This is a genomic window from Brevibacterium sanguinis (genome assembly GCF_003315415.1).
Classification (GTDB): Bacteria; Actinomycetota; Actinomycetes; order Actinomycetales; family Brevibacteriaceae; genus Brevibacterium; species Brevibacterium celere_A.
Genome location: NZ_QNSB01000011.1, coordinates 1 through 24,338, shown reverse-complemented (window position 1 = coordinate 24,338; position 24,338 = coordinate 1). Strand labels below are relative to the sequence as shown.

Annotated in this window: 23 protein-coding genes; 14 read left to right on the top strand and 9 right to left on the bottom strand. The window is 70.5% G+C overall.

From position 1 onward, the window contains the following. From hemB to ccsB, 8 genes are read left to right on the top strand one after another with little or no spacing between them, the layout of a single operon-like run. Positions 1 to 993 carry a porphobilinogen synthase gene (gene hemB, locus DFO65_RS14030; RefSeq protein ID WP_113905069.1) on the top strand — a complete coding sequence of 331 codons (993 nt, stop codon included), beginning with the start codon at positions 1 to 3 and terminating at the stop codon, positions 991 to 993. Then, positions 990 to 1,469: a MarR family winged helix-turn-helix transcriptional regulator gene (locus tag DFO65_RS14025; protein ID WP_113905068.1), complete on the top strand. Its 480-nt coding sequence runs from the start codon at positions 990 to 992 to the stop codon at positions 1,467 to 1,469. Before hemB ends, DFO65_RS14025 begins: the two co-directional genes overlap by 4 nt. Continuing rightward, complete coding sequence (gene hemL / locus DFO65_RS14020) at positions 1,466 to 2,794, top strand: glutamate-1-semialdehyde 2,1-aminomutase (RefSeq protein ID WP_113905067.1); 1,329 nt, start codon at positions 1,466 to 1,468, stop codon at positions 2,792 to 2,794. The genes DFO65_RS14025 and hemL overlap by 4 nt, the downstream gene beginning before the upstream one ends. Further along, positions 2,791 to 3,432 (top strand): histidine phosphatase family protein, encoded by a 642-nt coding sequence (locus DFO65_RS14015; RefSeq protein WP_113905066.1) that lies wholly within the window; start codon positions 2,791 to 2,793, stop codon positions 3,430 to 3,432. The genes hemL and DFO65_RS14015 overlap by 4 nt, the downstream gene beginning before the upstream one ends. Further along, positions 3,429 to 4,001: a TlpA family protein disulfide reductase gene (locus tag DFO65_RS14010; protein ID WP_113905065.1), complete on the top strand. Its 573-nt coding sequence runs from the start codon at positions 3,429 to 3,431 to the stop codon at positions 3,999 to 4,001. The genes DFO65_RS14015 and DFO65_RS14010 overlap by 4 nt, the downstream gene beginning before the upstream one ends. A 9-nt stretch (positions 4,002 to 4,010) precedes the next feature. Continuing rightward, the gene (locus DFO65_RS14005; protein ID WP_113905142.1) at positions 4,011 to 4,766 is read left to right on the top strand and encodes a cytochrome c biogenesis CcdA family protein; all 756 of its coding nucleotides are present in this window, start codon (positions 4,011 to 4,013) and stop codon (positions 4,764 to 4,766) included. Further along, complete coding sequence (resB, locus tag DFO65_RS14000; RefSeq protein WP_245940790.1) at positions 4,766 to 6,376, top strand: cytochrome c biogenesis protein ResB; 1,611 nt, start codon at positions 4,766 to 4,768, stop codon at positions 6,374 to 6,376. The genes DFO65_RS14005 and resB overlap by 1 nt, the downstream gene beginning before the upstream one ends. Positions 6,377 to 6,417: 41 nt before the next feature. Next, complete coding sequence (ccsB, locus tag DFO65_RS13995; protein WP_113905064.1) at positions 6,418 to 7,440, top strand: c-type cytochrome biogenesis protein CcsB; 1,023 nt, start codon at positions 6,418 to 6,420, stop codon at positions 7,438 to 7,440. A 31-nt stretch (positions 7,441 to 7,471) separates the two neighbouring features. Here the strand turns inward: ccsB and DFO65_RS13990 are convergent, their stop codons facing one another. Continuing rightward, positions 7,472 to 7,906, bottom strand: a complete 435-nt coding sequence (locus DFO65_RS13990; protein ID WP_113905063.1) for a PLDc N-terminal domain-containing protein — start codon at positions 7,904 to 7,906, stop codon at positions 7,472 to 7,474. A gap of 85 nt (positions 7,907 to 7,991) precedes the next feature. Between DFO65_RS13990 and DFO65_RS13985 the strand changes: the two genes are divergently transcribed. Further along, positions 7,992 to 8,258 (top strand): DUF4229 domain-containing protein, encoded by a 267-nt coding sequence (locus DFO65_RS13985; RefSeq protein ID WP_113905062.1) that lies wholly within the window; start codon positions 7,992 to 7,994, stop codon positions 8,256 to 8,258. A gap of 53 nt (positions 8,259 to 8,311) precedes the next feature. On the opposite strand, the gene DFO65_RS13980 is transcribed toward DFO65_RS13985, so the two are convergent. The 3 genes from DFO65_RS13980 to DFO65_RS13970 are packed head-to-tail and all read right to left on the bottom strand — an operon-like array spanning position 8,312 to position 11,445. Beyond that, positions 8,312 to 9,244 carry a 1,4-dihydroxy-2-naphthoate polyprenyltransferase gene (locus tag DFO65_RS13980; RefSeq protein ID WP_113905061.1) on the bottom strand — a complete coding sequence of 311 codons (933 nt, stop codon included), beginning with the start codon at positions 9,242 to 9,244 and terminating at the stop codon, positions 8,312 to 8,314. Positions 9,245 to 9,295: 51 nt separating this feature from the next. Then, positions 9,296 to 10,492, bottom strand: a complete 1,197-nt coding sequence (locus DFO65_RS13975; RefSeq protein ID WP_245940789.1) for an AMP-binding protein — start codon at positions 10,490 to 10,492, stop codon at positions 9,296 to 9,298. 35 nt (positions 10,493 to 10,527) lie between these two features. Further along, positions 10,528 to 11,445 (bottom strand): 1,4-dihydroxy-2-naphthoyl-CoA synthase, encoded by a 918-nt coding sequence (locus DFO65_RS13970; protein WP_113905059.1) that lies wholly within the window; start codon positions 11,443 to 11,445, stop codon positions 10,528 to 10,530. A 44-nt stretch (positions 11,446 to 11,489) separates the two neighbouring features. Here DFO65_RS13970 and DFO65_RS13965 point away from each other — a divergent pair, with 44 nt between their 5' ends. Further along, complete coding sequence (locus DFO65_RS13965) at positions 11,490 to 12,632, top strand: o-succinylbenzoate synthase (RefSeq protein ID WP_113905058.1); 1,143 nt, start codon at positions 11,490 to 11,492, stop codon at positions 12,630 to 12,632. Here DFO65_RS13965 and DFO65_RS13960 read toward each other — a convergent pair. Continuing rightward, positions 12,616 to 13,350, bottom strand: coding sequence for a hypothetical protein (locus DFO65_RS13960; RefSeq protein WP_113905057.1), 735 nt, complete (start codon positions 13,348 to 13,350; stop codon positions 12,616 to 12,618). The two genes, DFO65_RS13965 and DFO65_RS13960, sit on opposite strands and share 17 nt — an antisense overlap. A 21-nt stretch (positions 13,351 to 13,371) precedes the next feature. Then, positions 13,372 to 14,910, bottom strand: a complete 1,539-nt coding sequence (locus DFO65_RS13955; RefSeq protein ID WP_113905056.1) for an alpha/beta hydrolase — start codon at positions 14,908 to 14,910, stop codon at positions 13,372 to 13,374. Positions 14,911 to 14,987: 77 nt separating this feature from the next. Here DFO65_RS13955 and DFO65_RS13950 point away from each other — a divergent pair, with 77 nt between their 5' ends. Further along, positions 14,988 to 16,778 (top strand): thiamine pyrophosphate-binding protein, encoded by a 1,791-nt coding sequence (locus tag DFO65_RS13950; protein ID WP_113905140.1) that lies wholly within the window; start codon positions 14,988 to 14,990, stop codon positions 16,776 to 16,778. A gap of 68 nt (positions 16,779 to 16,846) precedes the next feature. Here the strand turns inward: DFO65_RS13950 and DFO65_RS13945 are convergent, their stop codons facing one another. Both DFO65_RS13945 and DFO65_RS13940 read right to left on the bottom strand, forming a co-directional pair. Then, complete coding sequence (locus DFO65_RS13945; protein WP_113905055.1) at positions 16,847 to 18,538, bottom strand: HNH endonuclease; 1,692 nt, start codon at positions 18,536 to 18,538, stop codon at positions 16,847 to 16,849. 103 nt (positions 18,539 to 18,641) lie between these two features. Further along, positions 18,642 to 20,009 carry an isochorismate synthase gene (locus tag DFO65_RS13940; RefSeq protein ID WP_113905054.1) on the bottom strand — a complete coding sequence of 456 codons (1,368 nt, stop codon included), beginning with the start codon at positions 20,007 to 20,009 and terminating at the stop codon, positions 18,642 to 18,644. Positions 20,010 to 20,158: 149 nt separating this feature from the next. Here DFO65_RS13940 and DFO65_RS13935 point away from each other — a divergent pair, with 149 nt between their 5' ends. From DFO65_RS13935 to DFO65_RS13925, 3 genes are read left to right on the top strand one after another with little or no spacing between them, the layout of a single operon-like run. Next, positions 20,159 to 20,875: a demethylmenaquinone methyltransferase gene (locus DFO65_RS13935; RefSeq protein ID WP_113905053.1), complete on the top strand. Its 717-nt coding sequence runs from the start codon at positions 20,159 to 20,161 to the stop codon at positions 20,873 to 20,875. After that, positions 20,872 to 22,173 carry a geranylgeranyl reductase family protein gene (locus tag DFO65_RS13930; protein ID WP_113905052.1) on the top strand — a complete coding sequence of 434 codons (1,302 nt, stop codon included), beginning with the start codon at positions 20,872 to 20,874 and terminating at the stop codon, positions 22,171 to 22,173. Before DFO65_RS13935 ends, DFO65_RS13930 begins: the two co-directional genes overlap by 4 nt. Positions 22,174 to 22,195: 22 nt before the next feature. Continuing rightward, positions 22,196 to 23,221, top strand: a complete 1,026-nt coding sequence (locus DFO65_RS13925; protein WP_245940801.1) for a polyprenyl synthetase family protein — start codon at positions 22,196 to 22,198, stop codon at positions 23,219 to 23,221. Between the two features lie 3 nt (positions 23,222 to 23,224). Here the strand turns inward: DFO65_RS13925 and rarD are convergent, their stop codons facing one another. Continuing rightward, entirely contained in the window at positions 23,225 to 24,142 is a 918-nt protein-coding gene (rarD, locus tag DFO65_RS13920) for an EamA family transporter RarD (protein WP_113905051.1), read from the bottom strand. Positions 24,143 to 24,338: the final 196 nt, after the last annotated feature.

Sequence of the window (24,338 nt, the reverse complement as noted above, 5' to 3'; positions counted from 1 at the left end):
ATGACTTCCCTCCCCGGCACCATCCGTCCCCGCCGGCTGCGCACCACCCCTGCGCTGCGCCGGCTCGTGTCCGAGGTCCGGCTGCACCCGGCCGACCTCATCCTGCCGATGTTCGTCAAGGAGACACTCGCCGAACCCGCGCCCCTGACCGGGATGCCCGGCGTCGTCCAGCACACCCTCGACTCGCTGCTCACCGCCGCCGAGGAGGCCGTGGCCGCCGGAGTCGGCGGGATCATGCTCTTCGGCATCCCCGCGCACAAGGACGAGATCGGCTCCCAGGCCGACGCTCCCGAGGGGATCCTCAACCGCGCGATCGCCCTCCTGGCCGAGCACCTCGGCGAGAGGACGGTCGTCATGGCCGACCTCTGCCTCGACGAATTCACCTCCCACGGCCACTGCGGGGTGCTCGACGCGCACGGGGGCGTCGACAACGACGCCACCCTCACCCGCTACGCCTCGATGGCCGTGGCCCAGGCCCGCGCCGGCGCCCACGTCGTGGGCCTGTCGGGGATGATGGACTCCCAGGTCGGCGCCTGCCGCGAGGCCCTCGACGCCGCCGGCTTCCCCGACGTCGTCATCATGGGCTACACCGCGAAGTACGCCTCGGCGTTCTACGGGCCCTTCCGCGAGGCCGTCGACTCCGAGCTCACCGGCGACCGGCTGACCTACCAGCAGGATCCGGCGAACGGCCGCGAGGCGCTGCGCGAGCTCGCCCTCGACCTCGCCGAGGGCGCCGACGTCGTCATGGTCAAGCCCGGACTGCCCTACCTCGACGTCCTCGCCGAGGTGGCCGCCGCGTCTCCCGTGCCCGTGTGGACCTACCAGGTCTCCGGCGAGTACGCGATGATCGAGTTCGCCGCGGCCGCCGGGGCGATCGACCGGGAGCGCGCGATCGCCGAGTCCCTCATCGCGTTCAAGCGCGCCGGCGCCGACGCGATCCTCACCTACTGGGCGACCGAGGTCGCCCAGCGCCTGACCGAGGGCCGTCCATGACCGAATGGCTCAGCCGCGACGAGCAGCTGTCCTGGCGCAGCTTCCTCACCGGCAGCCAGCTGCTGTCGGTGGCCCTCGACCGGGAGCTGCGGGAGCGGCACGGGATCGGGCTGCCCGAGTACGAGATCCTCGTGCGCCTGTCCGAGCACGTCGACCGCACGCTGCGCATGGCGGTGCTCGCCGCCGACACGACGATGTCACGCTCCCGGCTCACCCACTGCGTCGCCCGGATGGAGGCGCGGGGACTGCTCGAGCGGGTCCCCATCGCCGAGGACGGCCGCGGGGTCAACTGCGTGATGACCGAGGCGGGCTGGGACCTGCTCACCTCCGCCGCCCCCGACCATGTCGCGGGAGTGCGCACCCACCTCGTCGATTTGCTCGACGCCGACGAGATGACGACACTGGGTCGCATATTCGACAAGGTCACGACCCATCTGCGATCCACGACCCAGCAGCGAACCGAGGAGAGACCATGACCCACACCGCGAGATCGGCGGAGCTCTTCGCCCGCGCCGAGCACGTCATCCCCGGGGGAGTGAACTCGCCCGTGCGCGCGTTCAAGGCCGTCGGCGGCACCCCCCGGTTCATCGCCTCGGCCGAGGGCGCGTGGCTGCGCGACGTCGACGGCAACGAGTACATCGACCTCATCGGCTCCTGGGGGCCGATGATCCTCGGCCACTCCCGTCCCGAGGTGCTCGCCGCCGTCCAGGACGCCGCCGCGCGCGGGTTCTCCTTCGGCACCCCCTCGACGGGAGAGGTCGAGCTCGCCGAGGAGATCGTGTCCCGCATCGACCCCGTCGACCAGGTGCGCCTCGTGTCCTCGGGCACCGAGGCGACGATGAGCGCGATCCGGCTGGCCCGCGGCTTCACCGGGCGCGCGAAGATCGTCAAGTTCGCCGGCTGCTACCACGGCCACGTCGACTCCCTGCTCGCGCAGGCCGGCTCCGGACTGGCCACCTTCTCCCTGCCCGACACCCCCGGCGTGACCGGGGCCCAGGCGCAGGACACGATCGTCGTCGACTACAACGACGCCGCCGCGCTCGAGGCCGTGTTCGCCGAGCACGGCGAGGAGATCGCCTGCGTCATCACCGAGGCGAGTCCCGGCAACATGGGCGTCGTGCCTCCCCGCGACGGCTTCACCTCGACGATCCGCCGCCTGACCAAGGCGCACGGTGCCCTGATGATCAGCGACGAGGTGATGACCGGCTTCCGCGTCTCCGCCGCCGGCTGGTACGGGCACGAGGCCCGGACGCTGGGCTACCCCGAAGGGCCCGCCGACCTGTTCACCTTCGGCAAGGTGATGGGCGGAGGCTTCCCGGCCGCGGCGTTCGGCGGGCGCGCCGAGGTGATGGCGCACCTGGCGCCGGCCGGTCCGGTGTACCAGGCCGGCACCCTGTCGGGGAACCCGGTGGCCACGGCCGCCGGACTGACGACGCTGCGGCTGACGACCGAGCTCGACGTGTACTCCCACATCGAACGGGCCGCCGACATCCTCCGTCCCGCCGTGGCCCGAGCCCTGGAGGCGGAGGGCGTCGCCCACGTCATCCAGTCCGCGAACTCGATGTTCTCCGTCTTCTTCACCGATCGGGAGGTCCGGAACTACGAGGATGCGCGCGGACAGAACGTCGCCCAGTACTCGGCGTTCTTCAACTCGATGCTCGACCAGGGCATCCACATGCCCCCGAGCGCCTTCGAGGCCTGGTTCCTCTCGCTGGCGCACACCGATGAGATCCTCGAGCGGATCATCGCGGCACTGCCGGCAGCGGCGGCCGCCGCAGCGAGCGCCGGAGATCCGTCATGACGACGATCCATCTGGTCAGGCACGGAGAGGTCGACAATCCCGACAAGGTCCTCTACGGCCGGCTGCCGAACTTCGGGCTCACCGACCGCGGCCACGAGATGGCCCGGCGGGTCGGCGAGCACTTCACAGGCGGACCGAGCGTGCCCGTCGAACTCGTGTGCTCCCCGCTCGAGCGCGCGCAGCAGACGATCGACCCCCTGCGGCAGCTGCTCGACCTGCCGGTATTCACCGACGACCGGGTCATCGAGGCGGCGAACTCCTTCCAGGGTCAGCAGGTCAACAGCCGCAGGCTGGCCGCCCCGCGCAACCTGCTGCGCCTCTACAACCCGTTCACCCCGTCATGGGGTGAGCCGTACAAGCAGATCGTCCTGCGCATGTCCGCGGCGATGGCGAGCCTGCGGGCCAAGCTCGAGGCGCACGGGTCGGACGCCCACGGCGTCATCGTCACCCACCAGCTGCCGATCTGGATGGTCCGCCTGGCCGCCGAAGGGCGCTCCCTCTTCCACGATCCGCGCCGGCGGGAGTGCGACCTCGCCTCTGTCACGACTTTCACATTCGAGGCCTCCACACTGGTGTCCGTGAGCTACGAGAGCATCTGCCCGGACCTGCAGCCAGACCAAGCGGTGGCAGGGGCATGAATCGGCGCACCCTGCTCACGGGGCTGCTCGCCGGGACCACGCTGCTCGTGGCCGGCTGCAGCGAGAACGACGAACTGGCCGACCAGGCGGGATCGGACCAGGGCTACGTCTCCGGTTCGGGAGTCGTGTCCCAGGTGCCGCCCGCGGAGCGCGGTGAGCCGCTCGACCTCGAGTTCGAGACCCTCGACGGCCAGACGGTGTCCCTGGCCGAGCTGCGCCCCAGACCCGTCGTCATCAACCTCTGGTACGCGGCCTGCCCACCCTGCCGGAAGGAGGCGCCGGCGCTGCGGTCACTCGCCGAGGAGTTCGGCGACTCCGTGCAGTTCATCGGCGTCAACGTCCGGGACCAGGAGGCCGCGGCGAACGCGTTCATCTCCAACTACCGGATCCCCTACCCCAACATGCTCGACTCCAACGGCGACATGGTCGCGCTGCTCTCGGGCGTCCTGCCCCCGCAGGCGACCCCCTCGACCGTCGTCCTCGACGCCGAGGGCCGCGCCGCGGCCCGGGTCGTCGGCGAGGTCGACGAGTCGACGCTGCGCGGGCTCATCGAGGATGTGCAGGCCTGAGTGAACGGGATCGGGGCTGAATTCGCGACCGCCGTCTACTCCGGCCCGCTGCTGCTGGCGGCGGGCGCGGCGGCGCTGGCGGGACTCGTGTCCTTCCTCTCTCCCTGCGTGCTGCCCCTGGTCCCGGGCTACGTCGGCTATGTCACCGGCCTGAGCGGTTCCTCCCTCAAGGACAAGGAGACGTGGCGGGTCGTCGTCGGCATCGGACTGTTCGTCCTCGGCTTCACGATCGTCTTCGTCGCCCTGGGCACCGCGTTCTCGGCGCTCGGCGGACTGTTCGCGCAATGGCAGGACACTGTCATCCGGGTCCTCGGCGTCGTCGTCATCATCGCCGGCTTCGTCTTCATGGGCGGCATCGGCCTGCTCCAGTCCGAGCGCCGCATCCACTCGCGGCCGCGCGCCGGACTGTGGGGCGCTCCCGTCCTCGGGGCGACGTTCGCCCTCGGCTGGGCGCCGTGCGTCGGACCGACCCTGTCGGCAGTGCTCAGCCTCTCGGTGAGCTTCGGGACCGAGGGCACCGTGTGGCGCGGAGCGCTGCTCGCCTTCGTCTACTGCCTGGGGCTGGGCATCCCCTTCATCCTCCTCGCCGTGGCCCTGCACAAGGGAGCGGGCCGGCTGGCGTGGGTGCGGGCCCACCAGACCGCGATCGTGCGGGTCGGAGGAGCCCTGCTCATCCTCCTGGGCCTGATCATGGCCTCGGGACTGTGGACACTGTGGCTGGGCACCCTTCAGGGTGCGATCAACGGATTCGATGTGGTGATCTAGTGGAGAAATCGACGGCGACCCAGCCTCAGCTGGGGTTCCTCGGCATGTGCCGATGGGCGTGGCGGCAGCTGACGACGATGCGCGTCGCGCTCATCCTCCTCCTCATCCTCGCGCTCGCCGCGATCCCCGGCTCGCTCCTGCCGCAGCGGATCCAGGACCCGGGCCGGGTCACCCGCTTCCTCGAGGACAACGGCGCCTGGGGGGAGTTCCTCGATGCGATCCAGATGTTCGACGTCTACTCCTCGATCTGGTTCTCCTCGATCTACCTCCTCCTCATGGTCTCCCTCGTCGGCTGTGTGGTGCCGCGCTCGGCCCAGCACTGGAAGGCGATGCGCTCGGCTCCGCCCAAGGCGCCGAGGCGGCTGGGTCGGATGCCGGGATACGTCGAGTTCGCCTCGGCGGGAGAGCCGCAGGAGATCCTCGACACCGCACAGGAGCGCCTGCGCAAGCTCGGCTACCGCACCTCGCGCCACGACGACCACGTCGCGGCCGAACGCGGCTACCTGCGGGAGACCGGCAACCTCGTCTTCCACATCTCCCTGCTCGTGGCGACCCTGGCGATGGCGATCGGCTCACTGTTCGGCTACCAGGGCCAGCGGATCCTCATCGAGGGCGACACCTTCACCAACTCGCTCGTCGCCTATGACTCGTTCGAGCCCGGCTCGTACTACGACCCCGACAACCTGCCCGACTTCCGCCTCACCCTCGACCGCTTCACCTCCTCCTTCGACGACACGTCCCCCGGCAGCCAGTTCGGCCAGCCGCGCACCTTCGAAGCCGCGGTGACGACCACCGTCGACGGCCGCAGCCAGGCCCACACCCTCAAGGTCAACGAACCCGTGCGGGTGGGCGGCACCGGCATCTACCTGACCGGAAACGGCTACGCCCCCGAGATCACCGTCAGGGACGCGACGGGCAAGGTCGTCCACTCCGGGCCGCAGGTGTTCGTGCCGGGCGGGGATGCCGGGTACACTTCGGAGGGCGTCATCAAGGTCCCCGACGCCGCCGGCACGCAGATGGGCTTCGTCGGGGTGTTCCTGCCCACGGCGACGCAGAACGCCGAGGGCGAGCTGATCTCGAGCTTCGCCGAGCTGCGCAACCCCTACCTCGTCATGAGCGGCTACACGGGCGACCTCGGCCTCGACTCGGGGGTCCCGCAGTCCGTGTACTCCCTCGAGGCCGAGAACATGACCCAGATGACCGACGAGTCCGGGGAGCCCCTGCTCCTCGAGATGGGCGTGGGCCAGACGCAGGAGCTGCCCGGCGGGGGATCGGTGACGTTCGACGGGGTCAAGCGCTACATCGCCGTCGACATCTCGCAGGACCCGACCCAGGGGCTCATGCTCGTCAGTGCGATCTTCGTGCTCCTGGGGCTCGGGCTCTCGCTCTTCATCCCGCGGCGCCGGATGTGGGTGCGGGTCGCGGGCGACCGGGTCGAGGTCGCGGCCCTGGCCCGCGGCGAGGACCCGATGGTCGAGCGCGCGGCGAGGGATCTCGCCGCGGACCTCGGTGCCGGCTCGGCCGACGCCGGGGCGGCCGACAACGGCTCGGCGGGCAGGGATTCGGTGACCTCTACTACCGGGAGTAGAATTGCGCCCGGGCGCGACTGAGCCGACCGAGAGCGATCGAACGCCGATGATGCGGAGGATGAATGGACGTCAACACTGACCTCGCGATGTGGTCGAATCAGCTGATCGTCTCGGCGATGATCGTCTACGCGATCGCGATGATCGCCTACGCCTTCGACCTCTTCGGCGGTCAGGAGCTCAAGGCGAGCGAGACCGCGGGGGGCGAGGCGAAGCCGCTGAGCGTGCGGCGCACGAACCGGAGGACGGCGACCGCGGTCCTCGACGCCCCTGTCGCCGCGGCGGACGCAGCGGCCGGGTCCGGCACGGGGTCGGGCCGGAGAGACGGCGAGCGGCGGGTCCGCCGCGCGGCGCGGATCGGCACCTCGCTGCTCGTCCTCGCCTCGCTCCTCCACGTCGCGGCCGTGCTCACCCGGGCCCTGTCGGTCATGCGCGTGCCGTGGGGCAACATGATGGAGTACATCCTCACCGCCACCGCGATCACCGTCGTCGTCTACCTCGTCGTGCTCACCCGCAAGGACGTGCGCTACCTGGGCACCTTCGTCGCCGGGGGAGTGCTGCTGTGCCTGGGCCTGTCGATCACGGTGTTCTACACTCCTGCCGCGCAGCTCATCCCGGCCCTGCAGTCGTACTGGATCGCCATCCACGTGCCCATCGCGATCCTCTCGACCGCGCTGCTCTACATCTCCGCGATCCTCGCGGTGTTCCAGATCCTCAAGGCCCGCTTTGAGGACAGGGCGCCGAAGTGGCTGCGCTTCACCCGCCGTCTGCCCGCCAGCGACGACATCGAACGGGTCTCCTACACGATCGCCGCGGTCGGGTTCATCACCTGGACGTTCACGCTCATCGCCGGGGCCATCTGGGCGGAGGTCGCGTGGAGCCGCTACTGGGGCTGGGACTCGAAGGAGATCTGGACGTTCGTCGTCTGGGTCGTCTACGCCGCGTACCTGCACGCCCGGGCCACCAGGGGATGGGGCCCGACGAAGGTCGCGGTGCTCAACCTCATCGGCATCGCCTCGGTGATCTTCAACTTCACCGTCGTCAACGTCTACTTCAACGGACTGCACTCCTACTCCGGACTGGAGTAGGAGTGCAGCGGGCGTGGATCAGGAGCAGGGCTCAGCCGGCCTGGCCGCCGCGGCCCTCGCCCTTGGGGCCGCCGGAACCGTGCTCGCCGGGCTTGTCCTCGTCATCGTCGTCCACCGGCTTCTCGGCGTCGTCCGAGTCCGCGGTGTCCTTCTCGTCCTCGGCATCGGGGGTGCGGGGGCGGTGCTTGCCCAGCTGCACCTCGCGCGCGACCTGTCGCAGGTAGTCGGGATCGTCGTCGGGGGCGAGCGGACCCGACCGCGGCGCGGCCGACGGCTTGGCCTCGGTGCCGCGGCCGAAGGCGTACCAGAGCCCGAATCCCAGGATCGGGATGAGGAGGATGATGAGCGCCCAGACGGGCTTCGGCAGGACTCGAATCAGCCCACGGTCTCGCAGCAGACAGTCGAAGAGACCGTAGAGGGTGATCGCCGCTGCCAAGACGATCCCGGCAATGAGTAGTCGAGCCATGCCCCCAGGATAAGCGACGAACCTGGACAGGAACTCAGGGATCCGGTGGGAAAACGCCTTGTGCCCAGCGACTAGAATGTCGTCAATGCGCAGCTTCTGGATCTACACCCTCGCCCGGCTCGGCATCGTCGTCGCCGTCGGCCTCGTCCTCTACCCGTTCCTCGGCCTGACCCTCGTCATGGCGGTGGCCGCCGTCATCATCGGCGCGCTGCTCAGCTACCTGTTCCTCGGCGGCATGCGCGCCCAGGTCGCCGCCGACATCGAGCACCGCCTGAGCGAGCGGAAGAAGGCGAAGATGGCCACGGCCAGCGACGAGGCCGCCGAGGACCGGATCGTCGACGACGAGCGCTGAGGCCGACGAGCGCCGAGGGATCGGGCGCTGAGGGCTCGGGCGCGGGCTGAGGCTCAGAGCGCGAGGCCGAGCCCCAGCAGCGCCGAGAAGCACAGCGCGGTCAGCCCCGTCGACTTGATCGGCGGGATCAGCCCGGGTCCGGTCGTCCCGCGCAGCACTGTCCCCAGGGGGCCGAGGGCGAGGACGAGGGCGAGGATCGCCAGCGCCGCAGCCGGATGTCCGTCGATGATCGCGAGCGCCAGCAGGGCGAAGGGGGCGAGCACGAGGCTCGCGTAGGCGGTGCGGGCGGCATCGTCGCCGAGGCGCACGGCCAGGGTGATCTTGCCCGCCTCGACGTCGGTGGGGATGTCCCGAAGGTTGTTGACCATGAGCACCGCCGAGGCGAGCGACCCGATCGCCACCGCACCGGCCCACCCGCTCAGGCTGAGGTTGCCCACCTGCATCCACATCGTGCCGAGCGTGGCGACGAGGCCGAAGAAGACGAAGACGAAGACCTCTCCGAGGCCCATGTACCCGTAGGGGCGCTTCCCTCCCGTGTAGAACCATGCCGCGGCGACCGCGGCCGCGCCGACGGCGAGGAACCACCAGGCCTGTGAGGCGATGACGAGCGCCAGTCCCGCCACCGCGGCGATGCCGAAGAAGATGAACGCGGCCCGTCTGACCTGCGCAGGAGCGGCCAGACCCGAGGCGGTCAGGCGGAGGGGGCCGACCCGTTCGTCGTCGGTGCCGCGGATGCCGTCGGAGTAGTCGTTGGCGAAGTTCGATCCGATCTGCAGGCTCAGTGAGACGAGGAGCGCGAGCAGGGCCTTGAGGAGGATGAGCCGCAGCGAGTGCTCATGACCGTTCTTCGTGAAGTCGCCGATGATGAACGCCGAGAGACCGCCCACGGATCCGATGGCCGCTCCGGTGCCGATGAGAACCGGCGCGACGGCCAGCGGCAGGGTGCGAAGACGGGCTCCGGAGAGCCATTGCGCGGCAGTGGCCATGGATGCAGGGCCTTCCCTTGACGATCGGAACCGTCTCATCGTACAGAGTGATCACCGAGGAGGGTATTCGGGGAGCCCGGCGGCGAGTTCCCGGGCGAGCTCGGCCGCGGCCCGCCGATCGGGCTTGCCGATCGACCTCATCGGGATCTCGGGCACGGCGAACACGAGATGCGGCAGGAGGGTGTCCCTGGGCGCGGTGACCCGGGAGTTGAGCCGTTCGGCGAGCTCGCGCGGGCCACCGTTCCCCTCGACCCCGTCGGCCCGCCTGATGAGGGCGACGAGGCGCTGGCCCCACTCGTCGTCGGGCACCGAGGTGACGAGCACCTCGGCGACGCCGGCGTCCGACCACGCGGCCAGCAGACCGGTCTCCAGGGCGTGCGGGGAGACGTTGGTGCCGCCGGAGACGATGATGTCGTCGGCGCGGCCGAGCACGCTGAGCACTCCGTCGTCGAGGCGACCGAGATCGCTCGTGTGCATCGTCCGCACCCCGTCCTCGACGCGCAGCGCCGCCGACGGCACCGGCCGGATCCCGCCGTCGGGGGCGAACTCGACGTAGGAGTCGGCGACGACGTCGCCGCGCACGTCGATCGTCCCCGCCTCGGCGAGGGAGATCTCGACGCCGGCGAAGGGGACGCCGTCGTAGACGCACCCGCCGGCGGTCTCGCTCATCCCATAGGTGCGCACGATCCGCAGCCCAGCCGTGTCCGCGCGCTCGAGGAGGACGGGCGGCACCGCCGCACCGCCGAGGAGGATCGCATCGATCCCGGCGGCCGCACGCGTCGCGGCCGGATCCTCGAGGATCCGGTGGAGCTGGGTGGGCACGAGCGAGGTGCACGTCGACCGACCCGAGCGTCGGGAGCGGGCGAGGAGCTCATCGGCCTCGGCGGCGAAGGAGGCGGCGGTGAACCGGCCGGAGGCGCTGCGCACCGGCTCCCCGCCGCCGAGGTGGGAGCGGAGCTCGACCTGGAAGCCCGCGATGTGGTTGACCGGAAGGGTGAGGTGCCAGTCCGCCGGACCGCCGAGGAACCGCTGCGTCGCCTCCGCCGAGGCGGTCAGGGCCCGAGCGGACAGGGCCACCGCCTTGGGCGTGCCGGTCGAGCCGGAGGTGTGGAGGATGAGCGCGGGCGGTCGGTCACCGGCGAATGCACGGGCGTCCACCTCGGTGATCGAGCCCTCCCGGGTGCGGGGGAGGACGAGGATCGACCGGCCCCTCAGGGCCCGGTCGATGGCGGCGGGGAGTGAGTCCACGCGGCGACCCTGTGTCTCACCGACGGGTCCCATGATCAGTAGTGCCAGGGGAAGGGGGACCAGTCGGGGGCGCGCTTCTCGAGGAAGGCGTCTCGGCCCTCGACCGCCTCGTCGGTCATGTAGCCCAGGCGGGTGGCCTCCCCGGCGAAGACCTGCTGGCCCATGAGGCCGTCGTCGACGAGGTTGAACGCGAACTTGAGCATGCGCTGGGCGTTGGGGGACTTGCCGAGGATCTCCCGGGCCATCGTCAGGGCCGCGGTCTCGAGCTGCTCGTGGTCGACGACCTCGTTGACGGCGCCCATGTCCGCCATCTCCTGCGCCGAGTAGGTGCGGCCGAGGAAGAAGATCTCGCGAGCCCGCTTCTGGCCGACGAGCTTCGCGAGATACGCCGATCCGTAGCCGGCGTCGTAGGAGCCGACGTCGGCGTCGGTCTGCTTGAACTTCGCGTGCTGCCTCGAGGCGATGGTGAGGTCGCAGACGACGTGGAGGCTGTGCCCGCCGCCGGCGGCCCAGCCCGGGACGACGGCGATGACGATCTTGGGCATCGTGCGGATGAGGCGCTGGACCTCGAGGATGTGGAGGCGGCCGGCGCGGGCGGGGTCGACGGATTCGGCGGTCTCCCCGGTCGCGTACTGGTAGCCGGACCGGCCGCGGATGCGCTGGTCCCCGCCGGAGCAGAACGCCCACCCGTCGTCGCGGGGGCTGGGACCGTTGCCGGTGAGCAGGACGGCGCCGACGTCGGAGGTCTGCCGGGCGTGGTCGAGGGCCCGGTAGAGCTCGTCGACGGTGTGAGGGCGGAAGGCGTTGCGGACCTCGGGGCGGTCGAAGGCGATGCGCACGCAGCCGAGGTCGGAGCCGTCGGGGTTGATCGCCCGGTGGTAGGTGATGTCGGTGAAGTCGAAGCCGGAGACCTCACGCCAGAGGGTCGGGTCGAAGATGTCTGAAACCGTCATTGCCCCAGCCTATCGCCTGGTGGTCCGGGCTATAGGGTGGTGCCATGGCCGAATCCCCGCCCGCGCGCATCGTCGATCTGCTGCCCGAGTTCCATGTCGTGCGGCTGCCGATGGTCACCCGCTTCCGCGGCATCACCGAGCGCGAGGTGCTCCTGTTCGAGGGTCCCGCCGGGTGGGCGGAGTTCTCGCCGTTCGTCGAGTACGACGTCCCCGAGGCGGCCCGGTGGCTGCGCGCGGCCCTCGAGTTCGCCGGCTGTCCCGTCCGCGCCGGTGCCGACGTGGCCGACATGGCGCAGACCGGCGCCGACCGGTCCGGCGCCGACCGGTCCGGCGCCGACCGGTCCGGCGCCGACCGGACCATCGCCGAGACGCCGGACCCGCTGCCGTCCCATGTCGAGGTCAACGCCACCCTGCCGGCCTGCCGCGTCGAGGACGTCGAGCCGATCCTCGCGCGCTTCGGGCCGGTCGGCACGGTCAAGGCCAAGATCGCCGAACGCGGTCTCGAGTCGCTGCCGGAGGATCTCGAGCGCCTCGGCGAGTTCCGGCGGCTGTTCCCCTCGACGGTGCTGCGCCTCGACGCGAACGCCGGCTACAGCCTGCCCGAGGCGGTTCGGGCCTGTACGGCGCTGGCCCGGTTCGACCTCCAGTACGTCGAGCAGCCGGTGGCGGCGGTCGAGGACATGGCGCGGCTGCGCTCGGCCCTGGCCGAGCGCGACCTGCCCGTCGTGCTGGCCGCCGATGAGTCGATCCGGAAGGCCGAGGACCCCCTGCGCGTGGCCCGCCTCGGCGCCGCCGAGGTCATCATCGTCAAGGTCCAGCCGCTCGGCGGGATCGCCGCCGCGCGCGCGGTCGTCGCGGAGTGCGGGCTGCCCGCCGTCGTGTCCTCGGCGCTCGAGTCCTCGGTCGGACTGCCCGCCGGCGCGCAGCTGGCGGCGACGCTGCCGGTGACCGCGCGCAGCCGCGAGCTCCTCGGCCCGTCCCCGGCATGCGGTCTGGGGACCGCGCGACTCTTCGCCGAGGACGTCGTCAGCCCCGGACTGACCCCGGTCCGGGGGAGGATCCCCACCACGCGCATCGCCCCGGACCCCGACCGCCTCAAGGCGTTGGCCGTGGCTCCGGGGCGACGCGAGTGGTGGTCGACGCGGCTGCAGGAGTGCTGGGACCTCCTGCTCAGCCGGCGGACTTGATCGCTTCGACGAAGGCCTGAGCCGCGGTCACGGCCGCCTTCTCGTCCCCGTCGGGGGCCATGTTGACGGCCGAGACGAGGTTGTTGCCGGTGCGGCTGGTCACGGTCTCGGTCGTGAACGACGGCGCACCGCCGGCCTCCATCGATGCGCGCACGCCCACCGCCTCGTCGGCGCCCTCGACGGTCGCCTCGAAGGTCTCGGACTTCATCGTCATCTCCATGCCGCTGGCCTTGACGGTGACCTCGCCGCACTTGTCGGTGATCGTGCTCGAGGTGGAGAGCTGCTTCGTGGCGGCGTCGACGTCGGCCAAGCTGACCAGGCCCACGCTCAGCGTGTTGTCGTTGGAGATGCCGGCCACCGTCGTGCCGTTGGCCTGCTGGGAGATGTTGAGTGCGGCCAGGGACAGGTCCTTGCACTCGGCGGGGGAGAACTCCGCGTCCTCCAGCGTCTTGACCGCCGCGTTGGCGCCGCCGCCGGCACCGACGTCCACGGACGAGAACTTCTTGCCGTCGACCTCGGTGGATTCGAGGATCGTCGTCAGCTGGTCCTTGTCGAGCTGGGTCGCCGCCGGCGCCTCGGCCGCGGTGCCCGACTCGGATGTGCCACCGCTTGCGGACTCGGTGGCGGCACCGCCGCCGGTCTCCGCGGAGTCGGTTCCGGAGCAGCCGGCCAGGCTCAGCCCCACGACGAGGGCGAGGACGGGGAGTGTGCGTTTCATGATTGACCTCTCGGGTGTTCGTCAGCGACGGTCCATCGAGCCGGAGCCCCCGCTGTTCTTCGATTCGGCTTCAGCGCCGAGTTCACTATATTCGGAGTCGCGCCGCGAACCGTCACCGACGTGTGCCGATTTCGGCACACCGGCCGCCGAGGTGTCCGTGGAGGCCGCCTCCTCGTCCTCGGCGGCGGCGATCGTCACCGAGGTCACCTCGGCCTGCCCGATGGTCGGGAAGTGGCGGGTGCGCTTTCCGGGGATGATCGGATCGTGCATCGCCGGGGCCAGTCGCCCCGTGAACGTCAGCCGACCCGACTTGTCGGCCCGCTGCGAGTGCTCGTCGGTGCCCGAGGGGCCGGTCACGGTGACGGTGTGGAGCAGACCGGGCCGGAACAGCGCGGGGGTGCGGACCCGGAAGCTGCCCGTCCCGGTGAGGGAGAAGCCGGCCGCGCTGACCCGGTCGAACCTCACGATCTGGGCCCGACGCCGTGAGATCTCGACCCGCCAGCCGTGGATCTCGAACAGCGGGTGGCCGGTGAGGTAGGTGAACTCCCCACCGTCGGGGACTCTGCGCGCACCTCGGCGTCGGGTCGTTCCACCGTAGTCACGGCGACGCTGCAGGGCGCCCAGCCAGGCCGCGAGCTCGCGCTGCCACGCCGCCCAGTCGTGCAGGCCGCTGGTCCGCGGGAACCAGGAATGGCGGATGCCGAGTTCGCTGAGCCGCGCGGAGAAGCGCTCGCCCTGCCGGCTGACCATGATCTCGAGGAGGTCGCGGTCCTTCGGCTCCATCCGTCCCGAGCCCGCGCTCAGCCACACGTCGACATCGGCGAGGTTCTCCGCGAGTCCGTAGGGGGAGTTGGCGATCCACTCGCTGCGCTCGGCGGTGGGGTCGCCGAACAGGGTCCGGGCGCCTTCGCGCAGCGCGATGATGTCGAAGGCCGGGATCGCCGACAGCGGGTCCAAGGGAGAGGAGAAGGCGGCCGCCGACCCGAACCGGTCGGGGTGCCAGGCGGCGTACTTCATCGCACCGTAGCCGCCCATCGACAGCCCGGCGAGCAGCCGGTCCTCGCGTTCGGGGCTCACCGAGTAGGTCTTCTGGAGGAAGTCGGGGATCTCGACGGTGTGGAAGGCCGGCCAGTCGTGGACCCGGCTGCCGACCGCGACCCGGGAGTAGGTGCCGGCACCGGCGTCGGGCATGACGATGAGGTACGGGGCGGTGCGAGTGAGCTCCTCGGCCGCGCCGAAGTCGGTCCAGGACCGGAAGTCGTCGCCTCCGCCGTGGTAGAGGTGGATGACGGGGCTGACCTCCTGCGGCACCCCCGGCAGGAGGACGCGGACGCCGACGGTGCGACCCAGGGACGGCGAGTAGAGGAAGAACTCGCGCAGCCTCGTCGAGAGCTTCCGCTTGTCCCGGATGTGCCATGTCCTCGCGTCCCTGCCCCGGGGCTCGGGGCCGAGGAAGTCGCTGTTCTGGTCGCGGGCGGGGTACCTGCCTGCCCGCGATCGTGCGAGGGTGAGCGCTCGCAGGGCCCGCGCGCCTGCGGTGAGGAGAATCTGTCGGCGCATGTGGTGAGCGTAGTCATCCGAGGTGAACCGCAGAGGGGTAAGTGGTTGAATAGCCGGTGATGTCGAATTCGAGCGCGATGGCGCAGCAGATTGCCCGAGGACTTGTCGCAGCCGGTGTGCGGGAGGTCGTCCTCGCCCCGGGATCGCGGTCGGCGCCCCTGGTCTATGCGCTGGCCCCCCTCGCCGAGGCGGGACTGATCCGCACCCATGTCCGCATCGATGAGCGCGACGCCGGGTTCCTCGCGCTCGGCCTGGCCAGGGGGCGCCGGGTCAGGGACGTGCGGCGCGGTGAACGCGAGAATCTCCGTGACGGCGAGGGGCACGAGGAGGCTCCGGTGGCCGTCGTCACCACCTCGGGCTCCGCGGTCGCGAACCTCCATCCGGCCGTGCTCGAGGCCTCCTACGGTCACCTGCCGCTCCTCGCGATCACGGCGGACCGGCCGTCGCGACTGCGGGGGACCGGAGCCAATCAGACGCTTGACGATCAGTCGCAGGTGCTCAGCGATGTCCGGGCGGCCTTCGACATCACGGTCGAAGGCGGTTCCGAAGTCGGCTGCGGGTCCGAGGTCGGGCGCGGCACCGCGGTCGATCGCGTCGTCCACGACAGGGTCCGCGGCATCGACGAGCTGCTCGCCGAGGCGATCGCCCGCTCGCGCGGAGAGCTGTCGGGTCCCGGCCGGGTGCGGGGGCGACCCGGGCCGGTCCAGCTGAATGTGCAGTTCGATGTCCCGCTCGTCCCGACAGAGGACGAGTTGGACGAGTGGCTGGCCGGCATCGAGGAGATGAGCGTCGACGACCGGTCGGACTCGACCGAGGATCGGTCGGATCGGGAGCCCGCGCGGGAGGCGATCGCTCTGCCGCTGGACGGGGGAACCGTCATCGTCGGCGGGGATGCCGGCGGGCGCACGGCCGAGCCGCTCATCGACGTCGCTCGGGAGCAGCGAATCCCGGTGCTCGCCGAGCCCTCGAGCCCGCTCACCTCGGCGGAGACCGCCATCACCTGCCATGAGCGCGTGCTCGCCGAACGGCCCGAGCTGCGCGCGGCGATTCGCACCGTGATCGTCCACGGCAAGCCGACACTGACCCGACCGGTCGCCGCCCTGCTCACCGACGAGACCCTCGAAGTGCTTCGACTGCCCGAAGACCTCGACCGGATCGAGCTCGTCGTCGACGCCTCTGGCGCCGTCGGCGAACCGGACGCGGCCGACGAACCGGACAAAGCCGACGAATCGGACGCTGCCGTCGAACGCGACTGGCTCGAGGCCTGGGCTGCCGCGGGAGAGGAGCTGGCCCCGAACTCGCCAACGTCTCCCGCCGCCGAGATCGTCCGGCACCTCGCGGCCTCGGAGATCACGCTCTTCGCGGCCAGTTCGAACTCCATCCGCTACCTCAGCGAGGCCCCGACGCTGGTCGCGGATGTCCACGCCTCTCGTGGGCTCGCGGGGATCGATGGTCTCGTGTCGACAGCCGTCGGAGTGTCGCTCGCGCTCGAGGACACCGTCGTGCTCGTCATCGGGGACATCGCGCTGCTCCACGACATCGGCGGTCTCCTCACCCCGACCGCCGAGGAGGCGGGAGACGTCGTCATCGTCGTTCTCAACGACGATGGCGGAGCGATCTTCTCGGGCCTCGAGCATTCCCAGCAGCACGTCGCCGGGTACCTGGAGAGGTACTTCACCGTGCCGCACGGCAGGGACTTCTCGGCCCTCGCCACCGCCTACGGCTGGGAGCACTCCCTCGTCGCGAATCACGCGGAGTTCGTCTCCGCGTTCGACGCCGAACTCGACGGCGCGCACGGTCCCGCGGCCGGCCGCCGAAGGATCATCGAGGTCGCGCTGCACCCGGTGGCCGAGCCGGGCGGGCGCTGACCAGCCCCAGGCTCCTCACAGCCGACAGACCGGCGCAGTGGGCCCACCGACTCAGCGGGCCCGCCGGCTCAGCCGGCGCCGGCGAGGACCGCGCTGCGGAACGCCGTCTCGATCCCGCCGTATTCCTCGACCTTCGCGAGCCCCTCGTCGGCCTTCGGCAGCACCTCGGTCGGGCTGTCGACCAGGTCCGACTGCTCTGCCCGCACCCGTCGCCGAGCCCGACTCCGGTCGTCGCCGCGGCCCACATGAGGTGGATCCGGTTCGGAGCTGCGGTTCTCGGGGACGCTGGATACCGCCGAGACTCTCGACACGCGCGGTGAGTCTCTGGACCCGGGCGGCGGCTCGGCGCGGGGAGACATGAATCCGATGAGCCTCTGCCGCCAATCGAGCCGGCCCGGCGGGCTGCCGGAAGACCGACGCGGCACAACCATCTTCGTCACCAGGGGACGCTTGACCGCGGTATAGCGGCGACCGGCAGGAGTGTGGACGACGAGTCCGTCCTCGGTGACCTCGTGGCGCCAGCCGGGATGCTCCTTGGCAAAATTGCAGCTGGCGCACAGCCCGGACGAGTTCTCCCAGGAGGTCGATCCTCCTGCCGCCGCCGGGTCGATGTGGTCGGCGTGCTTGATCGGAGCATCGCACCACGGGGTGCGGCAGACGTCATCCCGGAACACGATCATGCGCCGCAGCAGTCCGGAGAAGACCCTCCGCTTCGACTCCATCCCCACCAGCTGCCCCTCTCGGGGAGTCGTGAAGAGACGGCGGTAGAACACCTTCGCCCGATTGCCGGCGATGAAGTTCCGTGCCTCCTTCGCCGGCCACGGCCCGTACCCGGGAAGCCACGCCGGCACGTCCCCGTCGTCGATGAGCGACGAGGTCTCGATGACGACGTTGACTTCGAGGGGGACGTCCTCGGCGCGCTCCTGGCCGGTGACCCGCTCGACGAGGAGATCGGCCATGATCTGCGCATGCCTGCGTCCTTCGGCCACTCCCCGCGCAAGTGCCGAATCGGCACCGGATCTCAGCGCCTCGGCGACGGCGACGGCCCGGACCATGGGAATGGTCGCGCAGATCCGTCCCATCCCGTGGGGGAGGGCGGTCACCGTCACCCGGCGCTCGGCAGCGGCTCTGGCCGCCCTTTCCGCTGCGTCCTCGGAGGACAGCTCGGCGGCCAGCGCCCGGGCCTCGTGCCGCAGGCTCCTGACTCCGGCGTCGGGGAGGCTGTTGCGCATCCGGACGTCGAGCTTCCGGCGTTCGGCGGGGGCGAGGTCCGCCACCTCGTCGACGATGACCTTCGCCTTGGCCTCACTGATGACCCCGGCCCGCAGAGCGTCGAAGGTCAGGGGGAGACCGACGAGGGTGCGCGCGGTGGAGAGGAACGTCCGGCCGCTGCCGGGACTGGTCCTCCTCGCCAGGCCGATCTCGTCGCCGGCGCGGATGCCGCGCTTGGCGGCGGGCACGCCGTTCATCGCGTCGCGGTCGATGCGCAGCCGCTCGAAGGCAACGGCCTCCCGGCTCTGCGCCGCCGCGAGGGCGGCCTTGAGCTCTTCGAAGGCGGTGATGCGAGCAAGGGCATCCTTCTCCGTGCGCGCCGGTGGCAGGTCCCGAAGTAGGCCCTTGAGCGCAGCGGCGTCGGCCAATGCTCCCGAGTCGGCCGGCGCCGCCGAGTCAGCGGAATAGCCCGCGCTCGGAGAGCCCGCGGAACCTGCCGCGCTCGGGACGGCCGGCTCCGGTGCCGGCCACGTCGGATCTGCGTCCATGCGACCAGCATCCACTCAGCCACTGACGCGCGATCTTCCGGCTTGACACCGTGTCAAGGTCGGCGGCGACCTCGATGTCCGAGCGCGCCTCCGGGCTCGGGACTCAACCCCGCAGGCCCAGCGCCCGGCGCATCGGCGCGAACTTCGCCTCGGTCTCGGCCACCTCGGTGAGCGGGTCGGAATCGGGCATGATCCCGGCCCCTGCGAAGAGCCGGATCCGGTTGCGGTCCTCGAGCTGACCGCACCGCAGGGCGATCCCGAACTGACCGTTGCCCCGTCCGTCCATCCACCCCACGGGCCCGGAGTACCGGCCCCGGTCGAGCGGCTCGAGGCTGTCGATGTGCTCGACCGCGCTCGCCTGCGGGTACCCGCCGACGGCCGCGGTCGGGTGGACCGCCGCCGCGACGTCGAGGGCGTTGAGATCCGTGTCCGCACCGAGGTGGGCGGTGGCGTCGGAGGCCGAGTGGATGACATTGGCCAGGGGCAGCAGGTGCGGGCGGGCGTCGACGCTGACGTCCTCGGCGACGCGGCTGAGGCTGCGCTGCAGGGAGGCGATCGCGAACGCGTGCTCGGTGCTGTCCTTGTGGGCGCTGAGCAGCTTCCGCGCCGCGGGCAGCTCCTGGGTCGGATCCTCCTCCACCCGGTACGTGCCGGCGAGCACGCGCGAGACCACGCGGGAGTTCTCCACCCCGATGAGCAGCTCCGGGGTCGATCCGATGAGCCCGGCGACGTCGAAGGTCCAGCAGCTGGGGTAGCTGCGGTTGAGCGCCCCGAGCACGGAGCGGACGTCGATGTCCTCGTCGGTGGTGACCACCTCGTCGCGGGCGAGGACGATCTTGCGCAGCGTCGGATCGTCGGAGAAGGCGTCGACCTCGGCGGAGTCCCCGACCGGGGTGAGCATGCCCGAGACCGTCTCGACGAGCCGCGCCCACGCATCGGCATCGAGCCGTCCGGGGGCCGCCGTCGCCGAGGTGACCGGGCGCAGCGGCTCCGGGCGCAGCACCGGCGGGACCGGGGTGGTGCCCGCCTCGGCGATCGTCGTCATCCACACCCGCCCGCCACGGCGGCCGAGGACGAACTCGGGGACGTGGAGGAGGGAGTCGACCGCGGACTCCCCGGAGAACGCGACCGTCGCGAAGCACATAAGGCCGGAGCCGAGGAGGCCGACCTCGTCCTCGACGTCGGCGGCGGCCGTGATCGCCTTCCACGCGGCTGAGAGCTCCGCGAACCGGTCCTGCCCGCGCGCCCGGATCCGCAGGGTCCGGCCGAAGCCGATGAGACCCGAGGTGTCACGGACCCAGCAGGAGAACGCCGAGGTGGGCAGGAGAGTGAGCGTCTGCTCCACGGTCGTGGGCAGGCCGGATTCGAAGGGGAATCCGGGGCCCGGATCGACGTCGTCGACGAAGCGCGAGCGCACCTGCAGGTGCGGGGTGGTGGCCGCGATGTCCGCGGAACGATATGTGGCAGTCATTTCACGCCCACTCTAGACGAGGTGCCGACCCCGCGGAGGGGCGCGGAGAACCCGGCCCGGGCGACTGTGGCGAGTTCCACAGCGGTCGGGGCCGGGATCCGGCGCCCGCGGATTCGCTCCACACGAGCAGGTGTTGAGACAATGGGGCCATGAATCGTGCTCAGCTGGACAAGCAGCCCGCTGATGTCGCCTCAATGTTTGACGACGTCGCCTCCCGCTATGACCTCACCAACGATGTGATGACCTTCGGCCTCGCCCGAGCGTGGCGGCGCACCGTGGCCCGCGCCGTGGCCGCTCGTCCCGGGGAGCGCGTCCTCGATCTCGCGGCCGGGACCGGCACGTCCTCGGCGACCTTCACCCGCCACGGCGCCGAGGTGGTCGCCGGCGACATCTCCGAGGGCATGCTGTCCGAGGGCCGCAGGCGGCACCCCGAGATCGACTTCATCTACGCCGACGCGATGGACCTCCCGTTCACCGACGACCGCTTCGACGTCGTGACGATCTCCTTCGGCATCCGCAACATCCACGACGTCGACGTGGCGCTCGCGGAGATGCTGCGCGTGCTCAAGCCCGGCGGCCGTCTCGTCGTCTGCGAGTTCTCCACTCCGACGTTCCCGCCCTTCAGCGTCGCGTACAAGGAGTACCTCATGCGCGCCATCCCCGCGATGACGAAGGTCGTGTCCTCGAACCCGGAGGCCTACCGCTACCTCGCCGAGTCGATCCGCGCCTGGCCCGACCAGGACGAGTTCGCCCACCAGATCCTTGACGCCGGGTTCGACCAGGTCAAGTACCGCAACCTCTCCGGCGGCATCGTCGCGATCCACCATGCCCTCAAACCGGCGGGATCGACCGCCGGCCGGGCATGAACGACTTCACCGCCGACGTCATCGTCGTCGGCGCCGGGCCCGCGGGCTCGGCCATCGGCGCCTACCTGGCCGGAGCCGGCCACGATGTCATCATCCTCGAGAAGTCGGGGTTCCCACGGGACAAGATCTGCGGCGACGCCCTGACCCCGCGCGCGGTCAGGGAGATCGGGCACCTCGGCCTCGAGACCCCCGAATCGGAGGGCTGGCATCGCAACCGCGGGCTGCGCCTCATCGGCGGCGGGCACCGGCTCGAGATCGACTGGCCCGACATCGACGGCACCCCGAACTACGGGTTGACCAGGCCTCGCATGGGCATGGACGAGGCCTTCGCCCGCCATGCCCGACGCTCGGGAGCCCGTCTGTTCGAGCAGGTCAAGGCGATGTCCCCGGACCTCGGCGACGACGGCTGGATCCGCGGGGTGCATGCCTCGGGCACGGACCACCGGGGCCGGCGCGTCGGACCCGATGCGTACTTCCGGGCCCCGATCGTCGTCGCCGCGGACGGCGTGTCCTCCCGCCTCGGCGTGGCGATGGGCCTGGCCAAGCGCGACGACCGTCCCATGGGGGTGGCGGTGCGCAGCTATCACACCTCGCCGCGGCACGACGACGACTACATCGAGAGTTGGGTCGAGATGCGCTCGACGAACCCGGCCGGTCAGACCGAGGTCCTGCCCGGGTACGGCTGGCTCTTCCCGATGGGCGACGGCACGATCAACATCGGCACCGGCCTCCTCGACTCCTCGCCGCAGTTCGGGTCCGTCGACCTGCGGGCCGTGATGAGGCAGTGGATCGCGGACATGGGCCATGAGTGGGGGATCGACGAGTCGACGGCGCTGGGGCCGATCAAGTCGGCGGCCCTGCCGATGGCCTTCAACCGGACCCCGCACTTCCACCGGGGGCTGCTGCTCCTCGGCGACGCCGGTGGGATGGTCAACCCGTTCAACGGCGAAGGCATCGACTACGCCCTCGAATCCGCCCGCCTGGCCGCCGAGGTGATCTCCACCTATGCCCGCTACCCGAAGCGGATCATGCGGGAGAGACTCACCGAGTACCCGGCGCTCATCGGCGATTCGCTCGGCAGCTACTTCACCCTGGGTCGCGTCTTCTCCGCCATTATCGGCCACCCGGCCCTCATGCACTTCGGAATCAAGTACGGTATGGGTGTTGACGTTGTGATGGAATTCGTCGTCAAGCTGCTGGCGAACCTCTACCGCGACTCCTCGGCGTCCGAGGCCGATCTCATCGATCGGGTGATCTCCACCCTCACCCGGATCGTGCCGGCCACCAGCAATGCCTGAGCACCACCCGACCATGACGAACATGAATGACGAGGACATGAGCCACCTAGCCTCTCCGGCGGCCTTCACCGGCGCCGATGCCCAGCTCGCGGCGGACATCTCGACTCAGCTGGAGTCCGTGGAGCGCCGGCTCTATGAGGTCACCGAGCAGACCCGCAGGCTGCCGGACACCGCCTCCAAGCATCTGCTCGCCGCCGGGGGGAAGCGCGCCCGCCCCCACCTCCTCCTGCTCACCGCGCGCCTCGGCGACGCCGACCGCAGCGAGATCGTCGAGGCGGCCGTCGCGGTCGAGCTCATCCACCTCGCCTCCCTCTACCACGACGACGTCATGGACGACGCGCCCGTGCGCCGAGGCGCTCCCGCGGCCCATGAGGTGTGGGGCAACTCCGTGGCGATCCTCACCGGCGACCTCCTGTTCTCGAAGGCCTCGCTCGTCACCGCCGGCCTCGGACCCGAGGCGGTGCGCATCGAGTCGGAGACCTTCGAGAGGCTCGTTCTCGGACAGCTCAACGAGTTCGCCGGCCCCCCGGAGGGCGCGGACCCGATCGACCACTACCTCCATGTGCTCGCGGACAAGACCGGCTCCCTCATCGCCACCTCGGCGCGGTTCGGGGTGATGTTCTCGGGTGCGGACCAGGCACTCGCCGAGCCCGTGCGGCTCTTCGGCGAACGCGTCGGCATCGCCTTCCAGCTCGCCGACGACATCATCGACCTCACCTCCACCTCGCAGTCCTCGGGCAAGACCCCCGGCACGGACCTGCGCGAGCGGGTCCCGACCCTGCCCGTGCTCTACGCCCGGGCCGCCGCCGCGGCCGGTGACGCCTCCGCCACCGAGGTGGTCGGTCTCCTCGATGCCGACCTCGACTCGGACGAGGCCCTCGAAGCCGCGCGCGCGGCCCTGGCCGCACATCCGGTGACGGATCGGGCCCGCGCCGAGGCGGTGCGCTGGGCCGAGGACGCGAAGGCCGCACTTGAACCCCTGCCCGAGGGCATCGTCAGGGATTCGCTGTGCGCCTTCGCCGACTCCGTGGTCTCGCGCACGAGCTGAGGCTCAGAGCCTGCGGCGGCGATTGGCGCCCATGAGGTCGATGCTGAAGAGGATGACGGCGATCCAGATGACGAGGAAGCCGATCCACTGAGACACCGACATCGCCTCGCCGAGCACCGCGACTCCGATGATGAACTGCATCGTCGGGGCGATGTACTGGAGCATCCCCACCCATGACAGGGGGATCCGGCGGGCCGCCGCCCCGAACAGGATGAGCGGGATCGCGGTGACCGGGCCGGTGAGAAGGATGATGAGGACGTGACCGGTGCCGAATCCGGTGAACGTGTCGAGTCCGGAGACGGCCAGCCAGATGAGCAGGGCGAGGCTCGGCGGGGTGAGCACCGCGGTCTCGACGGTCATCGACTCCAGAGCGCCGACCTTGCCTCCGACCCGATTCTTGACCAGCCCGTAGATGCCGAACGAGATCGCGACCCCGAACGCGATGAAGGGCACGCGTCCGATGCCCATGCCGACGATGATGACGGCCAAGGCCCCGAACGACACTGCCGCCCACTGGAGCGGACGCAGCCTCTCGCCGAGGAAGAGGACGCCGAGGGCGATCGAGATGAGGGGATTGAGGTAATACCCGAGCGACACCTCGACGAGGTGCTGGGTCTCGACTCCGTAGATGAAGGTCGTCCAGTTGATCGCGATGAGGACCGCGGCCAGCGCCAGCAGCCAGAAGGTGCGGCCGGAGGCGATGACCTCCCAGGTGCGGACGAAGCCGCCGGTGAACGTCAGGAGGATCGCGCAGAAGACGAGCGACCAGATGACACGGTGGGCGACGAGTTCGAACGCGCCGGTGGGGGCGGCGACGACGAAGAGGAGGGGGAGGAAGCCCCACATCAGATAGGCCGAGATTCCGTAGCCCAGGCCCGAGCGCCGACGCGCGCTCTCATCGGGGGAGATATTCAGGCTCACAGTTGAAGCTTAAGTGCGAGGTTGGTCACGAATGGGTAAGGATGACCTACATAGGCGATAGAATCGGAAGCCACTGACTAGAAAGGTGTGAGAATGACTCGTCCCTTCCGCGTCGCGATCGTCGGTGCGGGTCCTGCCGGTATCTACGCGGCGGATCTGCTGACGAAGGCCGAGCGTGACTTCGAGCTGAGCATCG

What these genes read in the sequence shown, in the direction of transcription:
- hemB (WP_113905069.1), top strand. Translation starts at nt 1, where the DNA reads ATGACTTCCCTCCCCGGCACCATCCGTCCCCGCCGGCTGCGCACCACC.
- DFO65_RS14025 (WP_113905068.1), top strand. Translation starts at nt 990, where the DNA reads ATGACCGAATGGCTCAGCCGCGACGAGCAGCTGTCCTGGCGCAGCTTC.
- hemL (WP_113905067.1), top strand. Translation starts at nt 1,466, where the DNA reads ATGACCCACACCGCGAGATCGGCGGAGCTCTTCGCCCGCGCCGAGCAC.
- DFO65_RS14015 (WP_113905066.1), top strand. Translation starts at nt 2,791, where the DNA reads ATGACGACGATCCATCTGGTCAGGCACGGAGAGGTCGACAATCCCGAC.
- DFO65_RS14010 (WP_113905065.1), top strand. Translation starts at nt 3,429, where the DNA reads ATGAATCGGCGCACCCTGCTCACGGGGCTGCTCGCCGGGACCACGCTG.
- ccsB (WP_113905064.1), top strand. Translation starts at nt 6,418, where the DNA reads ATGGACGTCAACACTGACCTCGCGATGTGGTCGAATCAGCTGATCGTC.
- DFO65_RS13990 (WP_113905063.1), bottom strand. Translation starts at nt 7,906, where the DNA reads ATGGCTCGACTACTCATTGCCGGGATCGTCTTGGCAGCGGCGATCACC.
- DFO65_RS13985 (WP_113905062.1), top strand. Translation starts at nt 7,992, where the DNA reads ATGCGCAGCTTCTGGATCTACACCCTCGCCCGGCTCGGCATCGTCGTC.
- DFO65_RS13980 (WP_113905061.1), bottom strand. Translation starts at nt 9,244, where the DNA reads ATGGCCACTGCCGCGCAATGGCTCTCCGGAGCCCGTCTTCGCACCCTG.
- DFO65_RS13970 (WP_113905059.1), bottom strand. Translation starts at nt 11,445, where the DNA reads ATGACGGTTTCAGACATCTTCGACCCGACCCTCTGGCGTGAGGTCTCC.
- DFO65_RS13965 (WP_113905058.1), top strand. Translation starts at nt 11,490, where the DNA reads ATGGCCGAATCCCCGCCCGCGCGCATCGTCGATCTGCTGCCCGAGTTC.
- DFO65_RS13960 (WP_113905057.1), bottom strand. Translation starts at nt 13,350, where the DNA reads ATGAAACGCACACTCCCCGTCCTCGCCCTCGTCGTGGGGCTGAGCCTG.
- DFO65_RS13955 (WP_113905056.1), bottom strand. Translation starts at nt 14,910, where the DNA reads ATGCGCCGACAGATTCTCCTCACCGCAGGCGCGCGGGCCCTGCGAGCG.
- DFO65_RS13950 (WP_113905140.1), top strand. Translation starts at nt 14,988, where the DNA reads ATGGCGCAGCAGATTGCCCGAGGACTTGTCGCAGCCGGTGTGCGGGAG.
- DFO65_RS13945 (WP_113905055.1), bottom strand. Translation starts at nt 18,538, where the DNA reads ATGGACGCAGATCCGACGTGGCCGGCACCGGAGCCGGCCGTCCCGAGC.
- DFO65_RS13940 (WP_113905054.1), bottom strand. Translation starts at nt 20,009, where the DNA reads ATGACTGCCACATATCGTTCCGCGGACATCGCGGCCACCACCCCGCAC.
- DFO65_RS13935 (WP_113905053.1), top strand. Translation starts at nt 20,159, where the DNA reads ATGAATCGTGCTCAGCTGGACAAGCAGCCCGCTGATGTCGCCTCAATG.
- DFO65_RS13930 (WP_113905052.1), top strand. Translation starts at nt 20,872, where the DNA reads ATGAACGACTTCACCGCCGACGTCATCGTCGTCGGCGCCGGGCCCGCG.
- DFO65_RS13925 (WP_245940801.1), top strand. Translation starts at nt 22,196, where the DNA reads ATGAATGACGAGGACATGAGCCACCTAGCCTCTCCGGCGGCCTTCACC.